Consider the following 22,991-nt stretch of genomic DNA (forward strand, 5'->3'; position numbering starts at 1 on the left):
ACGAACCCGCCCGGGCACGTCTCGCGGCCGTCGGGCACCCGCGCCGACGTTCGCGACTCATGCTCATGGCATTCACGCTCGTGTTCGCGATCTTCGCCTATGAACTGTTCAGCGTGCAGTGGTGGAACGCGGACGAGCTGTCCCAGCAGGCGCTGACGCAGCGGCTCACGCGCACCAACGTGCCGGCCGCGCGCGGCACCATCACCGATGAGAACGGTGCGGTCCTCGCCCGCAGCGTCGAACGCCGCGACATCGCGGGAGACCCTGTTGCGGCCTCGCAGTACCGCAAGAACTCGAAGAAGTCGCCCAAGGGCATTGACGGCGTGAGCGCACAACTCGCCCAGGTGCTCGGCGGCGACGCGAGCGACTACGCGAGCAAGCTCGACGAGGCGAGCAAGCGAAAGAGCCGCTTCGTGTACCTTGCGAAGGACATCACGCCGGCGCAGTGGAGCCAGCTCAAGGCGCTGGAGCTGCCCGGCATCTCCTCGGAACTGCGTCAGAAGCGTGAATACCCGCAGCACACCTCCGTCGCCCCGCTCGTCGGCTGGGTGAACTCGGCCGGCGTGCCCGGCGGCGGGGTGGAGCAGATGCTCGACGCGCAGCTGCGCGGCAAGGACGGCATCCACCAGATCGAGCGTGCTCGCAACGGCGAGCCGATCGCGACGGGGGACAACCTCGACCAGCAGCCCGTCAGCGGCCGGGCCGTGCAACTCACCGTCGACAACGACATCCAGTGGTACGCGCAGAACGAACTCGTCGCGGCCGTCAAGAAGACGAAGTCGCAGTCGGGCGAGATCGTCGTCGCCGACAAGGCGGGGCACCTTCTCGCGACCGCGAGCTACCCGAGCTTCGACAACAACGACATGAGTTCGGCCGCGTCCGACGCCTTGCAGAACCGTGCGTTCACCGACACCTTCGAACCCGGTTCGACACAGAAGATGGTGACGGCGGGCGCGCTCCTCGAGGAGGGCCTCGCGACGCCCACGACGCATGTCGAGGTGCCCGCCAAGTTGGAGCGCGCCGGGCGCCCGTTCCAGGATTCGCACCCCCACGGCGTCGAGTACCTGACCCTCGCCGGTGTCATCGCACAATCGTCGAACATGGGCACGATCCTCGCGGGCGAGAAGATGCCCAAGGAGACGTTGTACTCGTACATGATGAAGTTCGGGCTCGGCAAGACGACCGGAATCGGCTTTCCCGGCGAGTCCGCGGGCATCGTCCCGCCCGTCAAGAACTGGGTGGGGGACACGTGGTACACCGTGATGTTCGGTCAGGGCCTCGCGAGTTCTGCGGTGCAGCAGACGGCGCTGTTCCAGACCATCGCCAACGGTGGGGTGCGCTCGCCGCTCAGCCTCGTGTCGAAGGTGCAGGACGCCGACGGGACGATGAAGGCGCCGCAGGACGATCGCACGCCGACGCGCGTGTTCAGTGAGAAGACCTCGCGCGAGCTCATCGGCATGATGCAGGGCGTCGTGTCGAAGGAGGGCTCGGCGCCGCTCGCGGCCGTCGACGGGTACGACGTCGCCGGCAAGACCTCGACGGCCCAGCGCTACGACGCGCAGAAGAAGACGTACGACGGCGTGACGGCGGGTTTCATCGGCATGGCGCCCGCGAAGGATCCGCAGCTCATCGTGTCGGTGACGCTGCAGAAGCCGCAGGCGGGCACCTTCGGTGGCGACCTCGCCGCGCCCGTGTTCTCCAAGGTCATGGGGTACGCCCTGCATAACCGTAAGATTCCCCCGAACAAGAGCGACAAGTTGCCCTATCCGATCGAATACCGTTCGAAGGAGTCGTCGTCCCAGTGATCGAACTATCACTCGAGGAGATCGCGACCGTCACCGGGGGACGCCTGGTCGGCCCCGACGCTCGCATCACCGGTCCCGTCGTCACCGACTCGCGCGAGTGCGCCGCCGGCTCGCTCTACGTCGCGCGCGTCGGTGAGCACGCGGACGGGCACGACTTCGTCCCGGCCGCGCTGGCGGTCGGCGCTGCCGGAGTTCTCGGCGAGCGAGCGGTCGACGGTGCTTCGTGCGTCGTCGTCGACGACGTCGAACTGGCCTTCGCCGAGGTGGCGCGCGCCGTCGTCGACCGTGCACCCAACCTGCAGATCGTGGGCATCACCGGCTCGTCGGGCAAGACGTCGACGAAGGATCTGCTCGGTGCGGTGCTCGCGCGGTTCGCGCCGACGATCGCCCCCTACGGCTCGCTCAACAGCGAGGTCGGGGTCCCGCTGACGGTCTGCCGCATCGACGAGGCGACGCGCTACCTCGTCGCCGAGATGGGCGCCTCGGGGGTGGGGCACATCGCGTACCTGACGAAGATCGCGCCGCCGAGCATCGGCATCGTGCTCAACGTCGGGCAGGCGCACATGGGCGAGTTCGGCTCCGTCGAGGCAATCGCCCGGACTAAGGGTGAGCTCGTGGAGGCGCTGCCGCAGGACGGCGTCGCGATCCTCAACGTCGACGACTCGCGGGTGCGCGCGATGGCGAGCCGCACGCAGGCGAAGGTCATCCTCGTGGGGCTCGGCGAGGACGCCGACTACCGTGCCACCGACGTGAGCATCGACGAGGCCGGTCGCCCGAGCTATCACCTCACCTGCCCCCTCGGGGAGGCAGACGTGCGTCTCGCCCTCGTCGGCGAGCACCAGGTCGGCAACTCGCTCAGCGTCATCGCCGCCGCGACCAGCCTCGGACTCGCGCTCGGCGACGTCGTCGAGGCCGTCGCCGGAGCCGGGGCCGCGTCGCGCTGGCGCATGGAGGTCAGCGAGGTCGGCGGCGGCGTGACGCTCGTCAACGACGCGTACAACGCCAACCCCGACTCGATGCGTGCCGCGCTGCGAGCCCTCGCCCACATGGGTACCTCACGCCGCAGCATCGCCGCGCTCGGTGAGATGCGTGAACTGGGCGAGGCCTCGCATGACGAGCACACCGCCGTCGGGCAGCTCGCCGCCGAACTCGGCATCGACCGCCTCGTCGTCGTCGGCGCGGGCGCGCAGGCCATCGCGCAGGGGGCGCGCACGGCGGGCATGACGGCGGACGCCGTGACCACCGTCGACGACATCGACGCGGCACACGACGTGCTCGTCGAGCAGATCGAACCGGGGGATGTCGTGCTGTTCAAGTCGAGTCGTGACTCGGGTCTTCGCATGCTGGGGGATAGGTTGGTCGAAGAATCCGGTACACCCGCATTTCCTGTCACGGAGGTGACCTCATGAAGGGCGTGCTCATCGCGGCCATCGTGTCGCTGATCGCCGCTCTGTTCGGCACCCCCATGTTCATCAAGTTCCTGGTGCGCAAGGGATACGGGCAGTTCATCCGCGACGACGGCCCCACGACGCACCACACCAAGCGCGGCACGCCGACGATGGGTGGCGCCGTCATCATCGCGGCGAGCCTGCTCGCGTACGGCTGCGCCCACCTGTTCACGATGACGCCGATGAGCGCGAGCGGCCTACTCGTCATGTTCCTCATGGCGGGGCTGGGGCTCGTCGGGTTCGCCGACGACGCCATCAAGATCACGAAGCAGCGATCGCTCGGGCTGACGTCACTGCAGAAGCTCGGGGGGCAGACGCTCGTCGCCGTCATCTTCGCAGTGCTCGCACTGCAGTTCGAGAACTCCAACGGCCTCACACCCGCGAGCTACGCCATCTCGTTCGTGCGTGACTCGAGCCTGTCGCTCGCGGTCGGCGGCACCGTCGTGAGCCTGCTGCTGTTCGTCATCTGGGCGAACCTGCTCATCGCGGGTACCTCGAACGGCGTCAACCTCACCGACGGTCTCGACGGGCTCGCCACCGGCGCGTGCGTCATGGTGTTCGGCGCGTACGTGCTCATCTCGATCTGGCAGTTCAACCAGAACTGCCAGTACTCGGAGATGATGACGCACGCCGCCAAGTGCTATGACGTACGCGACCCTCACGACCTCGCCGTCGTCGCCGCGGCGCTCATGGGTGCCTGCTTCGGCTTCCTGTGGTGGAACGCGACGCCGGCCAAGATCTTCATGGGTGACACCGGTTCGCTCGCCCTCGGCGGCGCGCTCGCGGGCCTCGCCATCACGACGCGCACCGAGTTCCTCGTCGTCATCCTCGCCGGGCTGTTCGTCATCGAGACGCTCTCGGTCATCCTCCAGGTCGGCTCGTTCAAGGCCCGACGCAAGCGCATCTTCCGGATGGCGCCGCTGCACCACCACTTCGAGATGGTGGGTTGGAACGAGATCACCGTCGTCATCAGGTTCTGGATCATCGCGGGGCTGTGCGTCGCGTTCGGTCTGGGCATCTTCTACGCGGAATGGAACGTCAGCCAGTGAGCCAGCACGACCTGTGGGCCCTCGACCCCTCGTACGAACCGTTCGCGGGGGAGCGTGACCTCACGCACCGCGACGCCGACTGGTCCGGGTTGTCGGTGCTCGTCATCGGGCTCGGCGTGTCCGGGTTCGCGGCCGCCGACGCGCTCCTCGAGCGCGGCGCCCGCGTGCGCGTCGTCTCGCGCGACCACAGCGACGTCATGGCCGAACGCGCGCAGATCCTCGACGTCCTCGGCGCCGACGTCGCGTTCGGCGCCGAGCACATGGACGCGGCGCCGGAGGGTACGCATCTCATCGTCACCTCGCCGGGCGTGGCGCCGAGCGCGCCGATCATGCAGGACGCCATGTCGCGCGGCATCCCCGTCTGGGGTGAGGTCGAGCTCGCGTGGCGCATGCGCCCGCGCGAGGGCGGTGCGCCGTGGCTGACGATCACCGGGACCAACGGCAAGACGACGGCCGTCACGATGCTCGAGTCGATGCTCAAGGCGCAGGGGCTGCGCGCGGTGGCCGCCGGCAATGTCGGCATGCCGCTGCTCGAGGCAGTACTGCACCCGCAGCCGTACGACGTCATCGCGGTCGAGCTGTCGTCGTTCCAGCTGCACTGGTCGCGCACGGTGTCGCCGTACGCGTCCTGCTGCCTCAACGTCGCCCCCGACCACATCGACTGGCATGGCTCCTACGAGGAATACAAGCGTCAGAAGGGGCGGGTGTACGAGCGCACCCAGGTCGCGTGCGTCTACAACGTGGACGATCCCGCGACCGAGGCGATGGTCGAGGACGCCGAGGTCGTCGACGGCTGTCGCGCGATCGGGTTCACGCTCGGCACGCCGGGGCCGTCGATGGTCGGCATCGTCGACGACGTCCTCGCCGACCGTGCCTTCATCGCCGAACGACGCACCAGCGCAGCCGAACTCGCCATCCTGAGTGACCTCGGCCCGAACGCTTCCGCACCGCACTACGTCGCCGACGCGCTCGCCGCGGCCGCGCTCGCCCGCAGCTACGGCGTGACGCTCGCCGCCGTCCGTCAGGGCCTGGTCGACTACACGCCCCAGCCGCACCGGATGGCGAGCGTCGCCGAGGTCGGCGGCGTGCGCTGGGTCGACGACTCGAAGGCGACGAACCCGCCCGCGGCCCAGGCGTCGCTGCAGGCGTTCGACCCCGTCGTCTGGATCGCCGGCGGATTGCTCAAGGGCGCCGAGGTCGATGATCTCGTGCGCGCGAACGCCTCGCGGCTGCGCGCCGCGGTGCTGCTCGGTCGTGACCGGGGCATCATCGCCGACGCTCTCGCGGCCCACGCGCCGCAGGTGCCCGTCACCGTCATAGACACGAGCGATGCCGACGAGGCGATGCGTGAGGCCGTCGCGGCGGCGAACGCAGCCGCCCAGCGCGGCGACACCGTGCTGCTCGCACCGGCAGCGGCGAGTCTCGACATGTACGCCTCCTACGGCGCGCGCGGTGACGCGTTCGCCGACGCGGTCGCGGCACTCAGCGGATCCGGGGCATGACGGCGACGCGCCTGTCATGGCGGGATTCGCCTGCGGTGCAGGGGGCCTCGCGTCAGCTCAGAGGGCGCCTGAAGTGGCTCGAGTCGCCGCTGGCCACGTATTACCTGATCCTCGGCTCGGCGGGCATGCTCGTCGGACTCGGACTCGTCATGGTGTTGTCCGCCTCGAGCGTGACGTCGTACATGGATACGCAGTCGCCGTATTCGGACTTCACGAAGCAGGCGGTATTCGCCGTGGTCGGTGTCATCGTGGCTACCGTGACGAGTCGTCTGCCGATCCGGGTGTTCAAGGTGATGGCCTTTCCTCTCATGCTCGCCGCACTCTTCCTGCAGGTGCTCGTCATGGTGCCCGGGATCGGTGTGGAGGTACTCGGCAACCGCAACTGGATCCGAGTGGGCGGGCTGCAGATCCAGCCGTCCGAGATCGGCAAGGTGGCGCTGATCCTCATGGTGGCGCTCGTCCTGTCCAACCGACAGGCCTACCTGCACGACCCCCGTCGCTCGATCCTGCCCACCGTGCCCTATGTCGTCCTGCTCATCGGGCTGATCATGCTCGGAAAGGATCTCGGGACGACGATGGTCGTCACGGTCATCTACCTCGGCATGTTGTGGTGTGCCGGCGCGCGCAAGGCGTTGTTCGGTTGGCTGGCGGCCCTCGCCCTCGTCACGTTGCCCATCGCGATCTGGACGAGTGGTAACCGGACCTCGCGCATCCAGGCCTGGCTCGGTGGGTGCGACAACGTCGACCTCGACGGGTGCTACCAGAAGGTGCACGGCATGTACGCTCTCGCCGGGGGCGGAGTGTGGGGCCTCGGGCCGGGCGCCTCGCGTGAGAAGTGGCAGTGGTTGCCGGAGGCTCACAACGACTTCATCTTTGCCATCATCGGCGAAGAGCTCGGTCTGCCGGGTGCCCTCACGGTGCTCGCGTTGTACGTCGTGCTCGCCTACGCGTGCTACCGGCTCATCGCGCAGACGCGTGACATGTTCGTCCGCGTCGCGAGTGCCGGCATCATGGTGTGGATCTGTTTCCAGGCAGTGGTGAACATCGGCTCGGTCCTGGGCATCTTCCCGATCGTCGGTGTGCCGCTCCCGCTGGTCTCCTATGGCGGGTCGGCGCTCGTCATGACACTGTTCGGCATCGGCATCCTGTTGGCCTTCGCCAGGCAGGAACCAGGTGCCGCCGAAGCTCTCACCCTCAAACCGCGCCGCGTGGCGCGCACACTCGCCGTGCTCCCTCGACGGAAAGGCTGACTGACATGACGCTCGAGCGCGTTCTGCTCGCCGGAGGAGGAACGGCCGGCCACGTCCTGCCGTTGCTCGCGACGGCGCAGGAGATCAACGACCGCCACACCGAAGCCGTCATCACGGTCGTCGGTTCCCCTGACGGCATCGAGGAGCGACTGGTGCCCGAGCGCGGTTTCACGCTGTCGTACGTGCCGAAGGTCGCCTTCCCGCGTCGGCCGAACGTCGCCGCGCTGAGGTTTCCCGCCGCGTTCCGGGGGGCCCTGCGCCAGGCGGAGGCGCTCGTTGCCGAACGCCGCCCGCAGGTCGTCGTCGGCTTCGGCGGGTATGTCTCGACGCCCATCTACCTCGCGGCGCGCAAGGCCGGGATCCCCATCGTCATCCACGAGCAGAACGCCCGGCCGGGGCTGGCGAACAAGCTCGGCGTGCGATGGGCCGCGCACACGGCGACGACGTTCCCCGGCACCCCGCTGGCGGGCGCCGAGGTCGTCGGGATGCCGCTGCGACGCGAGATCCGAGAGCTTCGCCCCGCGATGCTGCGCGCCGAGGCGATGACGTACTTCGGTCTCGAACCCGGACGCCCGACGCTCGTCATCACCGGTGGCTCGCTCGGTGCAGCGCGTCTCAACGAGGCCTTCGCCGCGGCCGCGCCGGCGCTGCGTGAGGCCGGGGTGCAGGTCCTGCACATCACCGGGCGGGGCAAGGGGTTCGAGGCCCCGGCCACCGCCTCGGGGCCGCGCTACGTCGTCGAGGAGTACTGCGACCGTATGGACCTCGCCTACGCGGTGGCCGACCTCGTCGTCACGCGAAGCGGCGCCGGCATGGTGAGCGAACTGTCCACGCTCGCGATCCCCGCGATCTACGTGCCGCTGCCCATCGGCAACGGCGAGCAGCGACTCAACGCGAAGGACGTCGTCGAGGCCGGGGGAGCATTGCTCGTCGACAACGGCGACGTCGACGCGACGTGGGTGGAGCGCGTCGTCATCCCGCTCGTGACGGACGCCGACGAGCTGGCCCGCATGCGTGCGGCAGCCGGCAGCCGCGGGCACGCGGATGGCGCCGCACGCCTCGTCGACCTCGTCGAGGACGCTGCAGCGACCGGGGGCCGGGCATGAGCAACGGTGTGAACGAGCGGTTCGACTTCGCCGCGCCGCTGCCCGCTCTCGCGGACGTGCCACACGTGCACATGATCGCGGTCGGCGGCTCAGGCATGTCGGGCGTCGCGCGGTTGTTCCTCGCCGCGGGCGTCACCCTGAGCGGCTCCGACAACGTCGACCTGCCGGTACTCGACGACCTTCGTGCCCAGGGAGCACGCATCGAGCTCGGGTACGACGCCGCGAACGTTGCCGACGTGCCGGACGGCGCCGTCGTCGTCATCTCCAGCGCCATCAACGAGGCCAACCCCGAACTCGTCGAGGTCAGACGGCGCGGTCTGCCGGTGCTGCACCGCAGCCAGGGCCTCGCGATGCTCATGCGCGCGGGTCGCGGGCTCGCCGTCGCGGGCGCCAACGGCAAGACGACGACGAGCGGAATGGCGACGGCCGCCCTCGTCGCGACGGGGGAGAAGCCGTCGTTCGCGATCGGCGCCAACGTCGCGGGGCTCGGTGTCAACGCGGCACCGGGCGAGGGCGAGATCTTCGTCGTCGAGGCCGACGAGAGCGACGGCTCGTTCGTCGTCTACCACCCGCAGGTCGCGATCGTCACGAACATCAAGGACGATCACCTCGACTTCTACGGCACGTCGGCCAACCTTGCTCATGCCTACGAGACCTTCGCGGCGACGATCGCGCCGCAGGGTCTGCTCGTCGCCTGCGCTGACGACGAGGGCTCGCTGGCCCTGGCCCAGCGCCGTCGCGCCGCGGGCGCGCGCGTCTTGACGTACGGGCGCGACACCGACGCAGACGTGCGTATCGTCGCGGAGAGCGGGGAAGGCTTCGACTGGCGCATGAGCCTTCGCGACGGGGACGCCGTCCACGACGTCGCGCTGCACGTGCCGGGTGCCCACAACCTGCTCAACGCGGCGGGCGTCTACACCGCCCTCGTCCACGGTTTCGGTCTCGCGCCGGCCGATGTCGCGCGCGGGCTCGGGGCCTTCCGCGGCACCTCGCGTCGGTTCGAGCCGCGTGGTGAGGCGGGCGGCGTCCGCGTCGTCGACGACTACGCCCACAACCCCGGCAAGCTCGACGCCCTCGTGCGTACGGCGGCCGGGCTCAAGGACGACGGCGAACTCATCGTCATCTTCCAGCCCCACCTGTACTCGCGTACGCAGCACGCGGCGACCGGTCTCGCCGCGGCGCTCGATGGCGCCGACCACGCCTTCGTCCTCGACGTGTACGGCGCGCGCGAGCAGCCCGTCGCCGGGGTGAGCGGCGCGCTGATCACCGATCGCATGACGTCCGGACGCGGCGAGTTCACCCCCACGGCCGACGACGCGCTCGCTCGCGTGCTCGACGTGGCTCGCCCGGGCGACCTCGTCGTGACCGTCGGCGCGGGCGATGTCACGCACCTCGGCCCGCGCATCCTCACTGGTCTCAAGACGCGTGAAGGTGAGGTCGAAGGTTAATCTTTTCGGCGGCCAAGACCCCCCGGGATTCTGCGGAATGCTGGGGGTCTTTCGTTGCCTCAGGGGTCCCGGGTCGCCGAGGGGGTGCGGTGGTGCTCGGGTCGGCGGGCCACGTGCCTGACGGGGTCACGTTCGAGTTGACGTCGAAATGTTCGCGTCCGGGCATCCGGTCGCGTAGCATCGGCTTTGCATACTCGCACCCGCTTTCGAAAGGCCTCTTCTCGTGGCAACTCCCCAGAACTACCTGGCCGTCATCAAGGTCGTCGGTATCGGCGGCGGTGGCGTCAACGCCATCAACCGGATGATCGAGGTCGGCCTCAAGGGTGTGGAGTTCATCGCGATCAACACCGACGCCCAGGCCCTGCTCATGAGTGACGCCGACGTCAAGCTCGACGTGGGCCGTGAGCTGACGCGCGGTCTCGGTGCCGGCGCCGACCCCGAGGTCGGTCGTCAGGCGGCGGAGGATCACGCCGAGGAGATCGAAGAGGTCCTCAAGGGCGCCGACATGGTGTTCGTCACCGCCGGTGAGGGTGGTGGCACGGGCACCGGTGGTGCGCCCGTCGTCGCGAAGATCGCCCGCGGCCTCGGTGCTCTGACGATCGGTGTCGTGACCCGTCCGTTCACCTTCGAGGGCCGTCGTCGCGCGAACCAGGCCGAGCTCGGCATCTCCGCGCTGCGCGAAGAGGTCGACACGCTCATCGTCATCCCGAACGACCGGCTGCTGTCGATCAGCGACCGCGCCGTCTCGATGCTCGACGCCTTCCGCTCGGCCGACCAGGTGCTCCTGTCCGGTGTCCAGGGCATCACCGACCTCATCACGACCCCGGGTCTGATCAACCTCGACTTCGCCGACGTCAAGTCCGTCATGCAGGGTGCCGGCTCGGCGCTCATGGGCATCGGTTCGGCCCGTGGCGAGGACCGCGCGGTGCAGGCCGCCGAACTCGCTATCTCGAGCCCGCTGCTCGAGGCGAGCATCGACGGCGCCCACGGCGTCCTGCTGTCGGTCCAGGGCGGTTCCGACCTCGGTCTGTTCGAGATCAACGAGGCCGCTCGCCTCGTGCAGGAGGCGGCGCACCCCGAGGCCAACATCATCTTTGGTGCCGTCATCGACGACGCCCTGGGCGACGAGGTGCGCGTCACCGTCATCGCCGCCGGTTTCGACGGTGGTGCGCCGCAGAAGCGCAACGACGAGCGTCCTGCTCAGCAGGGTGGCGCTCAGCAGCGTCCCGCGCAGCAGCAGACGTCCGCGCAGATGCCGTCCCAGCAGGCGCAGCAGTCCTACCAGCCGCAGGCTGCCGCCCCGGCGACGATCAAGCCCGTCACCGTTCCCGGGACGACCGCCGGCCCGACGCGCGTCTCCGCGCCGCCGGCCCGCGTCCAGCCGGGTCAGGGTGAACAGCAGCACGCCCAGGACGCTCAGCAGGGCCAGGCGCAGCAGGGGCAGTCGCAGCAGGGAGGTCAGCAGGCCCCCGAGGTCGTGCGCCCGCCCAAGGAGGTCACGTTCGAGGATCGTGACGACCTGGACGTCCCCGACTTCCTCAAGTGATCTGGAGCCCGGTCGATGTTCTTCTGGCACGACCGGCGTGAGTCGCCGAGCGGCTCGCTCGAACGGTGCTTCACCGACTCCCTGGACGGGGTCAGTGAGGCGCCGTTCTCGGCGTTGAACCTCGGGCTGCACGTCGGTGACGACGAGCGTGCGGTGCGCGCGAACAGGGAGCGGGTCTCCGCGCAGCTGGGTGGCGTCCCCATCGCCTGGATGGATCAGGTCCACGGCGCGAGCGTCGCGGAGGTCACCCTCGCCGACGTCGCCTCCGGTCAGGCCGGACCGAGCGCTGACGCGATGGTCAGCCGTGACAGCGGCCTCGCGCTCGGCGTCATGGTGGCCGACTGCACGCCGGTTCTCCTGAGTGATGACGCGGCCGGCGTCATCGGCGTCGCGCACGCCGGGCGCCCCGGCATGCTCGCCGGCGTCGTGCCGGCGGCGCTCGAGGCGATGCGCCACCTCGGAGCGCGCGACATCAGCGCAGTGCTGGGCCCGTCGATCTGCGGGCGCTGCTACGAGGTGCCGCGCGAGATGCATGACGCCGCGCGTCAGGCCCACCCGGCCAGCGCCGCCATCTCGTGGAGGGGCACGCCGGCGATCGACGTCGCGGCGAGCGTCGCGTCGCAGCTCGCGGACGCCGGTGTCCCGCTCGAATGGGTGCCGGGATGCACGCGTGAGGAGCCTCGCCTGTACTCGTATCGTCGTGACGGCGCGACAGGCCGCTTCGCCGGGCTCATCGTCCGCAAGGCGGCGGTGTCGTGATGCAGCCTCCGACGCCGTCACGCACCGCCGATTCCGACCCCAGTCGCCGTGGTCTCGGCGCCTCGCCCGCGCGTCGCGCCGAGTTGCAGGCCAACCTGGAGCGCATGCGCGACCGCATCGCCGCCGCCACGAGCGCGGCCGGGCGTGACGACGCCCCGACGCTCGTCGTCGTCACGAAGTTCTTCCCCGTCACCGACCTCGTCGCGCTCGCCGACCTCGGGGTGGGCGACGTGGGGGAGAACCGCGAGCAGGAGCTCGTCGAGAAGGTCGATGCGCTGCGCGCCGAGCGTCCGGATCTCATCGCCTCACCGCGTCGGCACTTCATCGGCCAGATCCAGAGCAAGAAGGCGCGCCGCATCGCGCGGCACGCGGACGTCGTGCAGTCGCTCGACCGGCTCAAGCTCGTCCCGCTGCTCGACGCCGGCGCCGCGGATCGCGAGAACCCCCTCGACATCTTCGTGCAGGTCGCTCTCGAGCGTGACGGTTCGGGGCGCGGTGGCGCGCAGGAGACCGAGCTGCACGAGGTGGCCGCGGCGGTCGAGCAGGCGCCGCACCTACGGTTGTGCGGGCTCATGGCGGTCGCGCCGCTCGGAGAGGAGCCGGCCGCCGCGTTCTCGCGGCTCGCGCACGTTCGTCAAGATTTCCTCGCAAACTTCCCGCAGGCCACGTCGTTGTCGGCGGGGATGTCGGGCGATCTCGAGGACGCGGTGAAGATCGGCGCGACACACCTGCGTGTCGGAAGCGCAATACTCGGTTCGCGTCCGCTCGCCGGGTAACTTCGAGCCTGACACCGACGAGCTATGTGGTGCCCTTTCCGCGAGGGGCCAGGCGGACACAGGAGCAGGAAGAATGAGCGCACTGCGCAAGACGATGGAATACCTCGGACTGTCCGACGTGGACACGCACGCGCCGCGCGCGAGCGAGCAGTACGTCGAGGAGTACGAGGTCGCCTACGACGACGAGCGTCACGACGACTATGACGCGTACGAACGTCGCGCCCCTGCCGAGGTCACGCCGCTGCGCCCCGAGGTGACCCACCACGACTTTTCCGACACGGAGGCCTCGACCATGAGTCGCATCACGACCATCCACCCTCGGACGTACAACGAGGCCAAGGAGATCGGTGAGGCCTTCCGCGACAACGTCCCCGTCATCATGAACCTGTCCGACATGGACGACACGGACGCCAAGCGTCTCGTCGACTTCGCCGCCGGTCTCGTCTTCGGTCTGCACGGCTCCATCGAGCGCGTGACGAGCAAGGTCTTCCTCCTCTCGCCCGAGAACGTCGAGGTCTCCACGAGCGGGCCCGAGGTCGCCAAGGCGACGCGCGGGCTGTTCAACCAGAGCTGAATCGTCGCCTCGCGCTCGGGCCGCGGCCGCCGTTGTCCCCTGGATGACGGCGGCCGCGCCCATGCGTGGGAGGATGGCGTCATGGTGATGAAGGAGAATCGATGAACGGCGTCAGAACGGCGCTTGCGACCGTGCTCGACGTGTTCTTCGTCTTGCTCATCGCGCGCCTGGTCTTCGACTGGATCCAGGTGTTCGCGCGGCAGTGGACGCCGCGTGGCGTCGTGCTCGTCGTCGCGGAGGCGGTCTACACCGTCACCGACCCGCCGATCAAGGCGGTGCGCCGCGTCGTTCCGCCCCTGCGCCTCGGCGGCGTCGGCATCGACCTGGCGTTCCTGATCGTGGCGCTGGCTGTGCAACTCGCGGCTAATCTCCTAAGGTGAAGTCGGGAAATTTTTGAGCGTGCCCGCATCGGCGTGCACGAAACGGATTTGCCGAGGCCCCGCCTCGGCTTCGAGCGTTACTGAGGTGAATACATGGCGCTGACGCCGGAAGACGTCGTCAAGAAGGAGTTCTCGAAGCCGAAGGGGTTCGGGCGCAACGGATATGACGAGATCCAGGTCGACGACTTCCTCGACGAGATCGTCGTCGAGCTGCGCCGACTGAACGCCGAGAACGACTCGCTGAGCGACAAGCTCGACGACTGCCGCCGCAGCCACGGCGGAGACGGAGACGCGACGGTGGCGGGCCAGTCGAAGACGACGGCCGTCCCGGCCCTCACGCCGGTGAACAACGCTGCGGCTCCAGCCGCGGGTGGCTCGAGCGACGAGGACAAGGCGGAGATCGCGCGCCTCAAGAAGGAACTGGAAACGTCGCGCACCGAACTCGACAAGGCGCGTGCCCCCAAGGCGAACGAGGCTGCCGACGCAGGTCAGGACGCGGCGAGCGCCGACCCCACGAGCGCCCGTCGCGACCTCCAGAGCGCCCGCGAGGAGGCCAAGAACGCGCAGGCGAAGCTGGCCGAGGCCGACGCGCGCATCACGCAGCTGGAGAACGAGCTGAAGCAGGCCCGCGAGGCCGCCTCGGCGACGTCGACGCAGCCGGCCACGAACGAGACCAACGCCGGCACCGACGCGGCGGGCGTCATCGCCCTCGCACAGCGTCTGCACGACCAGCACGTGCGTGACGGCGAGACCGAGCGTGATCGTCTCATCGGCGAAGCCACCGCGCACCGCGACAAGGTGGTCACGGAGGCGAACGCGAAGAGCGAGAAGTTGCTGTCGAGCGCCAAGCAGCGCCACGACGAACTGCTGACGACAGGCCAGTCGACCTACGACGACCTCGTCAAGCGCGGCCAGAGCGAGCACGACGATCTCGTCAAGAAGGCTCAGGCCAAGCACGACGAACTCGTCTCGAGCGGGCAGAGCCAGCACGACAAGCTCGTGCGCACGGGTACCGAGAAGTCGGCCGCGCTCGTGACCGAGGCCGAGCAGCGTCGCACGAGCATCCTGTCCGACCTCGAGACGCGACGCACGGCGCTGCAAGCCGAGATCGAGCGGCTCAAGGGCTTCGAGACCGACTACCGCTCGAACCTCAAGGGTTACCTGAGCGAGCAGCTGCGCAAGCTCGACGAGAAGCAGCAGACGCCCGACACCAAAGCGTGGTGACCGCGGGCTGATGGCCGTCACCAAGCGGGCTCGTGCACGATCTGTCGTCCACGAGCCCGCTTCGTGCGTCCCTTTGCTGGTCCTACTAGCGGGTACGTAAAACTTCATCTGTTGTTCGCCTCGACCCGCCTGATGTGGCCTATCCTCTGCGTAATATCCGCATCATCGTGCGCGCCGAGGGGGCGCCGCTGGGAGACTGGAGTGACCACCATGGCGACACAGAAGACCGCCGCGAGCGACCTGGCCGTCGGCGGCGCCGAGGAGCCGTGGGGCGACGCCGAACTCGCCGAGGTGCGGGCCGAGCTCGAGGCCGACGTGGCCCGCGTGCGCGCCGAGCTCGACGAACTCGCCACGGACTTCGAGGGGCTGCTGCGCAACCCGGGCGATGGGGCGGGCGACGACCAGGCCGACGTCGGCAACGCGAACTTCGAGCGCGAGCACGAGATCTCGTTGGCCCGCAAGTCCGCGGAGGTGCTGCGTCAGAGCGAACGCGCCCTCGAGCGGATGGACGACGGCACGTACGGCGTATGCGAATCGTGCGGCGGCCCGATCGGCAAACTTCGACTCCAGGCCTTCCCTCGTGCGACCCTATGCATGACATGCAAGAAGAAGCAGGAGCGCCGCTGAACTCGGGCGCCACACCCACCGTCCCCCCGTCCCGCGTCTCGGCGCGCCCTCTCGCGCTCGTCGCCGTGGCGGCGCTCGGCGTCATCGCGGCCGACCAGGCCAGCAAGCAATGGGCGCAGGACGCCCTGAGTGACGGCCGCCCGCGTGATCTGCTCGGCTCGTTCCTGCGGCTGCGGTTGACGTACAACCCCGGCGCCGCGTTCAGCCTCGGCACGAATTCGACGCTCTTCATCACCGCGATCGCGGTGGTCGTGGTCGTCGTGCTCGCCGTGACCGCGCGCAAGCTGCGTAGCCTCCCGTGGGCCCTCGCCTTCGGGCTGATCATCGGAGGAGCCGTCGGCAATCTGATCGACAGGTTCTTTCGTGAGCCGGGTGGGGGGCGTGGCCACGTCGTGGACTTTCTCGAGCTGCCGCACTGGCCGATCTTCAACCTGGCCGATTCGGCGATCTGCGTCGCCGCGGCCCTCGTCGTGTTGCTGACCTTCCGCGGTATCGGTCTCGACGGAACGCGCGAGGGCGCCCACGACGGCGCAGATGATGGCGCGTCGCCCACCACCGAGGAGGCTCAGCGATGAGCGAGGTCAAGTCGTTGTTCGTCCCCGAAGGGCTCGAGGGAGAGCGCGTCGACGCGGCCATCGCCCGCCTGCTGGGTTTCTCCCGCACCCGCGCCGCCGAACTCGCGGCCGAGGGCGCCGTCAGCGTCGACGGCAAGCGGGTTGCGAAGTCCGAGCGCGTGAGCGCCGGCGCGTGGCTCGAGGTCGCGATGCCGGAGCGTACCGGGCCGCGTGAGGCGACGCCCCGCGTCGAACCCGTGCCCGGCATGAACATCGTGCACGACGACACCGAGATCGTCGTCGTCGACAAGCCGGCCGGCGTCGCCGCGCACCCGAGCGTCGGCTGGGACGGCCCGGATGTCGTCGGTGGCCTCGCCGCTGCGGGGTACCGCATCTCCACCTCGGGCGCACCGGAGCGTCAGGGCATCGTGCAGCGCCTCGACGTCGGCACGAGCGGTCTCATGGTCGTCGCCAAGAGCGAGCGTGCGTACACCCTGCTCAAGCAGGCATTCCGTGACCGCACGGTCGACAAGACGTACCACGCGCTCGTGCAGGGCCTGCCCGACCCGATCGAGGGCACGATCGACGCGCCGATCGGGCGCCATCCCAACCACGACTACAAGTTCGCCGTCATGGATTCCGGCCGCGCGTCGGTGACGCACTACGAACTGCTCGAGGCGTTCCGGTCGGCGTCGCTGCTCGAGATCCATCTCGAGACGGGGCGCACCCACCAGATCCGTGTCCACGTCTCAGCGATGCATCATCCGTGCGTCGGCGACCCGCTGTACGGCTCCGACCCGACGCTCGCGAAGAAGCTCGGGCTGGAGCGTCAGTGGCTGCACGCCGTCGAGCTCGGATTCGACCACCCCGGTAGCGGCGAACGTGTGACGTTCACCTCGCCGTACCCGGCCGACCTGCAGCGCGCGCTCGATCGCATCAGCGCCTGACGCGGAATTCCGCGACGTTCCGCCCGGCTCCCGGCTCGCCCCGGGAGCCGGGCGTCGCGCATCCGGCGGGGTTGTCGGTGGCCGGTCGTAGACTTCTGGGCGATGTCCAGTCAGTCGAAGAGCTTCGTCCATCTGCACAACCACACCGAGTACTCGATGCTCGACGGTGCAGCCCGTATCGATGACATGTTCGCGCGTGCGCAGGAGTTCGGCATGCCCGCGATCGCGACCACCGACCACGGGTACCTGTTCGGTGCCTACGAGTTCTGGTCGAAGTCGCGCAAGTATGACGTGAAGCCGATCATCGGCCTCGAGGCGTACATGACGCCGGGCACGCACCGCACCGACAAGACGCGCACGACGTGGGGCGAGCGCGGCCAGGAGGCCGACGACGTCTCCAACCGGGGTCTCTACACGCACATGACGCTGCTCGCGAAGAACAACGAGGGCATGCACAACCTCTTCCGCATGGGCTCGCAGGCCTCGCTCGACCAGGTGTACTCGAAGTATCCGCGACTCGACCGAGAGCTGCTCAACACGTACGGCATGGGCATCATCGGCACGACGGGGTGCCCGTCGGGGGAGATCCAGACGCGCCTTCGTCTGGGGCAGTACGACAAGGCGCGCGAGGCCGCGGCGGAGTTCCGCGACATCTTCGGTGACGGCAACTTCTACTGCGAGCTGATGGAGCACGACCTCGACGTCGACATCGAGCGGCGCGTGCGCAGTGACCTGCTCAAGCTGGCGAAGGACCTCAACCTGCCGCTGCTCGCGACGAACGACCTGCATTACACGAACAAGGAGGACGCGGTCCACCACGATGCGCTGCTGTGCATCAACTCGGGTTCGCGCCTGACCGACCCCAGCCGCTTCAAGTTCGGCAGCCACGAGTTCTACCTCAAGTCGGCCGACGAGATGCGTCACCTCTTCCGGGACCACCCGGACGCGTGCGACAACACCCTGCTCATCGCCGAGCAGTGCGAGGTGTCCTTCACCGAGGGCGAAGGGCGCTACATGCCCCGCTTCCCCTGCCCCGAGGGTGAGGACGAGACGTCCTGGTTCATCAAGGAGGTCGAGACGGGGCTGCGCCGTCGCTTCCCCGAGGGCGTGCCGGACTACGCCGTGAAGCAGGCGAAGTACGAACAGGACGTCATCATCGGCAAGGGCTACCCGGGCTACTTCCTCGTCGTCGCCGACTTCATCAACTGGGCGAAGCGCAACGGCATCCGCGTCGGGCCGGGGCGTGGTTCGGGTGCCGGTTCGATGTGCGCGTACGCGATGGGCATCACCGACCTCGACCCCGTCCCGCATGGTCTGATCTTCGAGCGCTTCCTCAACCCCGAACGTCAGTCGATGCCCGACTTCGACGTCGACTTCGACGAGCGTCGGCGCTCGGAGGTCATCCGGTACGTCGTCGACAAGTACGGCGAGGATCGCGTGTCGTACATCGTCACGTACGGCACGATCAAGGCGAAGCAGGCCGTCAAGGACGCCTCGCGCGTCATGGACTTCCCGTTCGCCATCGGCGAGCAGATGACGAAGGCGATGCCGGCCGACGTCATGGGCAAGGGCGTTCCGCTGGCGAAGATGTACGACGAGAGCCACCCGCGCTACGCCGAGGGCGGCGAGTTCCGTGAGCTCATCGCCTCCGACCCGACGTTCAAGAACATCTTCGACGCGGGCGTCGGCCTCGAGGGGCTGAAACGTCAGTGGGGCGTGCACGCGGCCGGCGTCATCATGTCGAGCGAACCGCTCATCGACGTCATCCCGATCATGCGTCGCCTGCAGGACGGCGCCGTCATCACGCAGTTCGACTACCCGAGCTGCGAGACGCTCGGCCTCGTCAAGATGGACTTCCTCGGCCTGCGCAACCTGACGATCCTCGACGACGCGCTCAAGAACATCAAGGCCAACCGTGACGAGGACATCGACCTCGACGCGCTGAGCAAGGACATGACGGACGCGAAGACGTACGACCTGCTCGCGCGAGGTGACACGCTCGGCGTGTTCCAGCTCGACGGCGGCGGCATGCGCCAGCTACTGCGTCTCATGCAGCCCGACAACTTCGAGGACATCTCCGCCGCTCTCGCGCTGTACCGTCCCGGCCCGATGGGCGCCAACGCGCACACCAACTTCGCGCTGCGCAAGAACGGCAAGCAGCAGATCGACTACATCCACCCCGAGCTGACCGAGGCGCTCGAGCCGATCCTCAACATGACATACGGCCTGATCATCTATCAGGAGCAGGTCATGGAGATCGCGCAGAAGCTCGCCGGGTACACCCTCGGCAACGCCGACCTGCTGCGGCGCGCGATGGGCAAGAAGAAGAAGGAGGTGCTCGACGCCGAGTACGTCAACTTCGAGAAGGGCATGCTCGACAACGGCTTCTCGAAGGAGTCGGTGCAGACGCTGTGGAGCATCCTGTTGCCGTTCTCCGACTACGCGTTCAACAAGGCGCACACCGCGGCGTACGGGCTCGTGTCGTACTGGACGGGCTATCTCAAGGCGAACTACCCGGCCGAGTACATGGCGGCGCTGCTCACGTCGGTGCGAGACGACAAGGACAAGTCGGCGCTGTACCTCAACGAGTGCCGTCACATGGGCATTAAGGTGCTGCCGCCCGACGTCAACGAGTCGATCGGCAACTTCGCGGCCGTCGGCGAGGACATCCGTTTCGGGCTCGAGGCGATCCGCAACGTCGGTTCCAACGTCGTCGCGGCGATCATCGCGGCGCGTGAGGAGAAGGGCCGCTTCACCTCGTTCGAGGACTTCCTGCGCAAGTGCCCCGCGACGGTGCTCAACAAGCGCACGGTCGAGTCACTCGTCAAGGCGGGCGCGTTCGACGACCTCGGCCACCAGCGTCAGGGGCTCGTGCAGATCCATGAGTCGTACGTCGATGCGCTCATCGACGAGAAGCGCAAGGAGGAGCACGGGCAGGATTCGCTGTTCGCCGGTTTCGGTGACGACGCGCCGGGCATCGAGTTCGCCGCGCTACCGCAGATTCCGCCGATCGAGTGGGACAAGCAGACGAAGCTCGCGTTCGAGCGCGAGATGCTCGGCCTGTACGTCTCCGACCACCCGCTGTTCGGCATCGAGGCGGCGCTCGCGCAGTTCTCCGACACATCGGTCGCGCGCCTGCTCGCCGAGGACGCGCTGCCCGACGGCGCGACGGTGACGATCGCCGGGCTCATCACGGGCCTGCAGATCAAGCGCACGAAGAAGGGCGATCTGTGGGCCATCGCGACCGTCGAGGACATGGACGGCGCGATCGAGTGCCTGTTCTTCCCCTCGACGTACGCGACGGTTTCGACGATGCTGAGCCAGGACGTCGTGTGCGCTGTCAAGGGGCGCGTCAACCGTCGTGACGAGTCTGTCGCGCTCAACGCGATGGAGCTGACGCTGCCCGAGCTGACGGACGGCCCACGCGGCCCGGTGCTGCTGCACCTGCCGTACGCGCGGGCGACGCAGGGGTTGGCCGAGCGGCTCAAGGAGGTACTGGGGGAGCACCCCGGCATCACCGAGGTGCACCTCAAGCTCTCGCGGCCGGGGCGCACCCTCACCGTCAAGCTCGACGACAGCCTGCGCGTCAACGCGACGCCCGCGCTGTTCGGTGACCTCAAGGCCCTCCTGGGCCCCTCGTGCCTCGGCTGACGCACGACGACCGTTCGGAAGGAACACCCATGACCGACACCACGGCGACTCAGCCGAATCAGCCGATGCCGCCGATCGCTCGTCGCGTGCCGACGCAGCGCACCCACCACGGGGACGTCTTCGTCGACGACTACGAGTGGCTGCGCGACAAGAGCAACCCCGACGTCATCGCTCATCTGAACGCGGAGAACGCCTACACCGACGCCGTGCTCGCGGCGCAGGAGCCGCTGCGCGAGCGTCTCTTCGACGAGATCAAGTCGCGCACCAAGGAGACCGATCTGTCGATCCCGGTGCGCGACAAGGACTGGTGGTACTACACGCGCACCCTCGAGGGAAAGCAGTACGGCATCAGCTGCCGCGCACCGTACCGTGACGGTGAGGCCCGTCCGACGCCGCGGCCGGGGGAGGCGCTCGTGGGGGAGCAGGTGCTGCTCGACGGCAACGTCGAGGCCGAGGGCAAGGAGTTCTACTCGGTCGGCGCACTCGCGCTGACGCCCGACCAGAACCGGCTCGCCGCGCTCATGGACTTCGCGGGTGACGAGCGCTACGCCGTCACGGTGCGCGACATCGCCACGGGCGAGACGATCGAGGAGAGCGTCACCGACGTCGGGTACGGCCTCGTGTGGTCGGCTGCGGGGGATGCGTACTTCTACACGCGCGTCGACGAGTCATGGCGCCCGCACCAGGTGTGGCGCCACGTCGTCGGCACCGACCCGAGCGAGGACGTGCTGCTCTACCAGGAGGACGACGCGGCCTTCTGGCTCGGCATCGGTGGCACGCATGACGATCGGTGGCTCATCCTGTCGATGGGGTCGAAGAACACCTCCGAGTTCTACCTCATGGATCTGCACGACGAGGCCGCCGGCTGGCGCGTCGTGCAGCCGCGCACCGAGGGGCTCGACTACGACATCGAGATCGACGGGGACCGGCTCTACATCGTGCACAACCGTGACCGCGTCGACTTCGACGTGGCCGTGGCGCCGCTCGCCGACCCCGGCGTCGACAACTGGCAGCCGTTGCTCGTGGGCGCCGAGGGCGAGCGCATCCTCGGGGTCTCCGCCTACCGCGACTTCATGCTCGTCGGGCTGCGCGCCGGCGGCCTGCCGACCGTGCGGCTCTTGCCCAAGGAGGGCGATGGTTTCGGGGCGGCGCGCGAGCTGCCGTTCGCGGGGGAGCTCACCGTCGTCGGTGTCGGGGCGAACCCGACGTACGAGGCGACGACGCTCATGGTCGCAACAGAGTCGTTCATCGAGCCGCGCGCCATCTACGACTGGGACACGACGACGGACGAGGTGACGCTGCTCAAGCGTCGCGAGGTGCTGGGCGGCCACGACCCGGCCGACTACCAGCAGCACCGTCTGTGGGTGACAGCTCCCGACGGCGCCCAGGTGCCGGTCTCGCTCGTGGCGCACCGCGACGTCACGCCCGACGGGACGAACCCCGTGCTGCTGTACGGGTACGGCTCGTACGAGTCGTCGATCGACCCGTATTTCTCCGTCCTGCGGCTCAGCCTGCTGCAGCGCGGCGTCGTGTTCGCCATCGCGCACGTGCGCGGTGGCGGTGAGATGGGCCGATCCTGGTATCTCGACGGGCGGCTCGAGCACAAGAAGAACACGTTCACCGACTTCGTCGCGGCGGGGCGTCACCTCGTCGAGACGGGGTGGGCGGCCCCCGATCGCCTTGCGGCCGAGGGGGGTTCGGCCGGTGGCCTCCTCATCGGCGCGGCGCTCAACGAGGCGCCTGAGCTGTTCTGCGCCGTGCACGCGCAGGTGCCGTTCGTCGACGCGTTGACGACGACGCTCGACCCGTCGCTGCCGCTGACGCAGGGGGAGTGGGAGGAGTGGGGCAACCCGCTCGCCGACCCGGACGTGTACGCGTACATGAAGAGTTACACGCCGTACGAGAACGTCCGCGACGTCGACTACCCGTCGGTGCTCGCGACGACGAGCCTCAACGACACGCGCGTGTTCTACGTCGAACCCGCGAAGTGGGTGCAGATGCTGCGCCGCACCGTCACGAGTGACCAGAACGAGCGGCCGATCCTGCTCAAGACCGAGATGGTCGCGGGCCACGGCGGCGTCAGCGGGCGGTACGAAGCGTGGAAGGAAGCGGCGTTCGAGACCGCGTGGATTCTCGACCGTCTCGGCGCGTCCGAGATCGTGCACCCGGCGTCCGTCAACGTCTGACTCACGCCCTGAGGAAGCGACACCCTGGGGAAGTGAACCCCGTTCTTGCGCCCAAGTGCACGCGGGTGCACTCGGGCGCAAGAACGGGGGCTGCGTCTCTTGGGCACGACGCGAGTCGCGCCGGCTCGGGTCGAGGACGGGCCCGCTGCGCCGAGCCGT

Annotated in this window: 18 protein-coding genes; all 18 read left to right on the forward strand. The window is 68.6% G+C overall.

All coding sequences use genetic code 11. The annotated features are described in order from the left end of the window. Positions 1-59 precede the first annotated feature (59 nt). The 18 genes from ABH936_RS00670 to ABH936_RS00755 all read left to right on the forward strand — a co-directional run bounded on the left by ABH936_RS00670 (position 60) and on the right by ABH936_RS00755 (position 22,832). Complete coding sequence (locus ABH936_RS00670) at positions 60-1,805, forward strand: peptidoglycan D,D-transpeptidase FtsI family protein (protein ID WP_404602093.1); 1,746 nt, start codon at positions 60-62, stop codon at positions 1,803-1,805. Continuing rightward, complete coding sequence (gene murF, locus ABH936_RS00675) at positions 1,802-3,214, forward strand: UDP-N-acetylmuramoyl-tripeptide--D-alanyl-D-alanine ligase (RefSeq protein ID WP_404602095.1); 1,413 nt, start codon at positions 1,802-1,804, stop codon at positions 3,212-3,214. The genes ABH936_RS00670 and murF overlap by 4 nt, the downstream gene beginning before the upstream one ends. Continuing rightward, complete coding sequence (gene mraY, locus ABH936_RS00680; RefSeq protein ID WP_006946613.1) at positions 3,211-4,302, forward strand: phospho-N-acetylmuramoyl-pentapeptide-transferase; 1,092 nt, start codon at positions 3,211-3,213, stop codon at positions 4,300-4,302. Before murF ends, mraY begins: the two co-directional genes overlap by 4 nt. After that, a complete protein-coding gene (murD, locus tag ABH936_RS00685; RefSeq protein ID WP_404602098.1) occupies positions 4,284-5,804 on the forward strand; it encodes a UDP-N-acetylmuramoyl-L-alanine--D-glutamate ligase in 1,521 nt (506 codons plus the stop codon). Before mraY ends, murD begins: the two co-directional genes overlap by 19 nt. Beyond that, on the forward strand, positions 5,801-7,054 hold the full coding sequence (gene ftsW, locus ABH936_RS00690) for a putative lipid II flippase FtsW (RefSeq protein WP_239304149.1): 1,254 nt from the start codon (positions 5,801-5,803) through the stop codon (positions 7,052-7,054). Before murD ends, ftsW begins: the two co-directional genes overlap by 4 nt. A 5-nt stretch (positions 7,055-7,059) precedes the next feature. Next, positions 7,060-8,160: an undecaprenyldiphospho-muramoylpentapeptide beta-N-acetylglucosaminyltransferase gene (gene murG, locus ABH936_RS00695; RefSeq protein WP_404602101.1), complete on the forward strand. Its 1,101-nt coding sequence runs from the start codon at positions 7,060-7,062 to the stop codon at positions 8,158-8,160. Further along, positions 8,157-9,608, forward strand: coding sequence for a UDP-N-acetylmuramate--L-alanine ligase (gene murC, locus ABH936_RS00700; protein ID WP_338813055.1), 1,452 nt, complete (start codon positions 8,157-8,159; stop codon positions 9,606-9,608). The genes murG and murC overlap by 4 nt, the downstream gene beginning before the upstream one ends. A 223-nt stretch (positions 9,609-9,831) precedes the next feature. Continuing rightward, positions 9,832-11,154: a cell division protein FtsZ gene (ftsZ, locus tag ABH936_RS00705; protein ID WP_074045459.1), complete on the forward strand. Its 1,323-nt coding sequence runs from the start codon at positions 9,832-9,834 to the stop codon at positions 11,152-11,154. A 15-nt stretch (positions 11,155-11,169) separates the two neighbouring features. Then, on the forward strand, positions 11,170-11,913 hold the full coding sequence (gene pgeF / locus ABH936_RS00710) for a peptidoglycan editing factor PgeF (RefSeq protein WP_404602104.1): 744 nt from the start codon (positions 11,170-11,172) through the stop codon (positions 11,911-11,913). Next, complete coding sequence (locus tag ABH936_RS00715; RefSeq protein ID WP_404602106.1) at positions 11,910-12,689, forward strand: YggS family pyridoxal phosphate-dependent enzyme; 780 nt, start codon at positions 11,910-11,912, stop codon at positions 12,687-12,689. Before pgeF ends, ABH936_RS00715 begins: the two co-directional genes overlap by 4 nt. A gap of 73 nt (positions 12,690-12,762) precedes the next feature. Beyond that, positions 12,763-13,263 (forward strand): cell division protein SepF, encoded by a 501-nt coding sequence (locus tag ABH936_RS00720; RefSeq protein ID WP_006946575.1) that lies wholly within the window; start codon positions 12,763-12,765, stop codon positions 13,261-13,263. 101 nt (positions 13,264-13,364) lie between these two features. After that, entirely contained in the window at positions 13,365-13,643 is a 279-nt protein-coding gene (locus ABH936_RS00725) for a YggT family protein (protein ID WP_404602109.1), read from the forward strand. 93 nt (positions 13,644-13,736) lie between these two features. Beyond that, positions 13,737-14,867: a DivIVA domain-containing protein gene (locus ABH936_RS00730; protein ID WP_404602111.1), complete on the forward strand. Its 1,131-nt coding sequence runs from the start codon at positions 13,737-13,739 to the stop codon at positions 14,865-14,867. A 210-nt stretch (positions 14,868-15,077) separates the two neighbouring features. Next, on the forward strand, positions 15,078-15,494 hold the full coding sequence (locus tag ABH936_RS00735) for a TraR/DksA family transcriptional regulator (protein WP_038567752.1): 417 nt from the start codon (positions 15,078-15,080) through the stop codon (positions 15,492-15,494). Further along, positions 15,467-16,069: a signal peptidase II gene (lspA, locus tag ABH936_RS00740; RefSeq protein WP_404602114.1), complete on the forward strand. Its 603-nt coding sequence runs from the start codon at positions 15,467-15,469 to the stop codon at positions 16,067-16,069. Before ABH936_RS00735 ends, lspA begins: the two co-directional genes overlap by 28 nt. Next, positions 16,066-16,995 (forward strand): RluA family pseudouridine synthase, encoded by a 930-nt coding sequence (locus ABH936_RS00745; RefSeq protein WP_006946614.1) that lies wholly within the window; start codon positions 16,066-16,068, stop codon positions 16,993-16,995. The genes lspA and ABH936_RS00745 overlap by 4 nt, the downstream gene beginning before the upstream one ends. Positions 16,996-17,097: 102 nt before the next feature. Then, complete coding sequence (dnaE, locus tag ABH936_RS00750; RefSeq protein WP_404602116.1) at positions 17,098-20,646, forward strand: DNA polymerase III subunit alpha; 3,549 nt, start codon at positions 17,098-17,100, stop codon at positions 20,644-20,646. A gap of 29 nt (positions 20,647-20,675) precedes the next feature. Beyond that, the gene (locus ABH936_RS00755; RefSeq protein ID WP_404602118.1) at positions 20,676-22,832 is read left to right on the forward strand and encodes a S9 family peptidase; all 2,157 of its coding nucleotides are present in this window, start codon (positions 20,676-20,678) and stop codon (positions 22,830-22,832) included. Positions 22,833-22,991 lie beyond the last annotated feature (159 nt).

The organism is Dermacoccus sp. GAS27A (assembly GCF_044909235.1).
Lineage (GTDB): Bacteria > Actinomycetota > Actinomycetes > Actinomycetales > Dermatophilaceae > Dermacoccus > Dermacoccus nishinomiyaensis.

What these genes read in the sequence shown, in the direction of transcription:
- ABH936_RS00755 (WP_404602118.1), top strand. Translation starts at nt 20,676, where the DNA reads ATGACCGACACCACGGCGACTCAGCCGAATCAGCCGATGCCGCCGATC.
- ABH936_RS00670 (WP_404602093.1), top strand. Translation starts at nt 60, where the DNA reads ATGCTCATGGCATTCACGCTCGTGTTCGCGATCTTCGCCTATGAACTG.
- ftsW (WP_239304149.1), top strand. Translation starts at nt 5,801, where the DNA reads ATGACGGCGACGCGCCTGTCATGGCGGGATTCGCCTGCGGTGCAGGGG.
- murD (WP_404602098.1), top strand. Translation starts at nt 4,284, where the DNA reads ATGGAACGTCAGCCAGTGAGCCAGCACGACCTGTGGGCCCTCGACCCC.
- murG (WP_404602101.1), top strand. Translation starts at nt 7,060, where the DNA reads ATGACGCTCGAGCGCGTTCTGCTCGCCGGAGGAGGAACGGCCGGCCAC.
- mraY (WP_006946613.1), top strand. Translation starts at nt 3,211, where the DNA reads ATGAAGGGCGTGCTCATCGCGGCCATCGTGTCGCTGATCGCCGCTCTG.
- ABH936_RS00735 (WP_038567752.1), top strand. Translation starts at nt 15,078, where the DNA reads ATGGCGACACAGAAGACCGCCGCGAGCGACCTGGCCGTCGGCGGCGCC.
- murC (WP_338813055.1), top strand. Translation starts at nt 8,157, where the DNA reads ATGAGCAACGGTGTGAACGAGCGGTTCGACTTCGCCGCGCCGCTGCCC.
- pgeF (WP_404602104.1), top strand. Translation starts at nt 11,170, where the DNA reads ATGTTCTTCTGGCACGACCGGCGTGAGTCGCCGAGCGGCTCGCTCGAA.
- dnaE (WP_404602116.1), top strand. Translation starts at nt 17,098, where the DNA reads ATGTCCAGTCAGTCGAAGAGCTTCGTCCATCTGCACAACCACACCGAG.
- ABH936_RS00745 (WP_006946614.1), top strand. Translation starts at nt 16,066, where the DNA reads ATGAGCGAGGTCAAGTCGTTGTTCGTCCCCGAAGGGCTCGAGGGAGAG.
- lspA (WP_404602114.1), top strand. Translation starts at nt 15,467, where the DNA reads ATGCAAGAAGAAGCAGGAGCGCCGCTGAACTCGGGCGCCACACCCACC.
- ABH936_RS00730 (WP_404602111.1), top strand. Translation starts at nt 13,737, where the DNA reads ATGGCGCTGACGCCGGAAGACGTCGTCAAGAAGGAGTTCTCGAAGCCG.
- ABH936_RS00720 (WP_006946575.1), top strand. Translation starts at nt 12,763, where the DNA reads ATGAGCGCACTGCGCAAGACGATGGAATACCTCGGACTGTCCGACGTG.
- ABH936_RS00725 (WP_404602109.1), top strand. Translation starts at nt 13,365, where the DNA reads ATGAACGGCGTCAGAACGGCGCTTGCGACCGTGCTCGACGTGTTCTTC.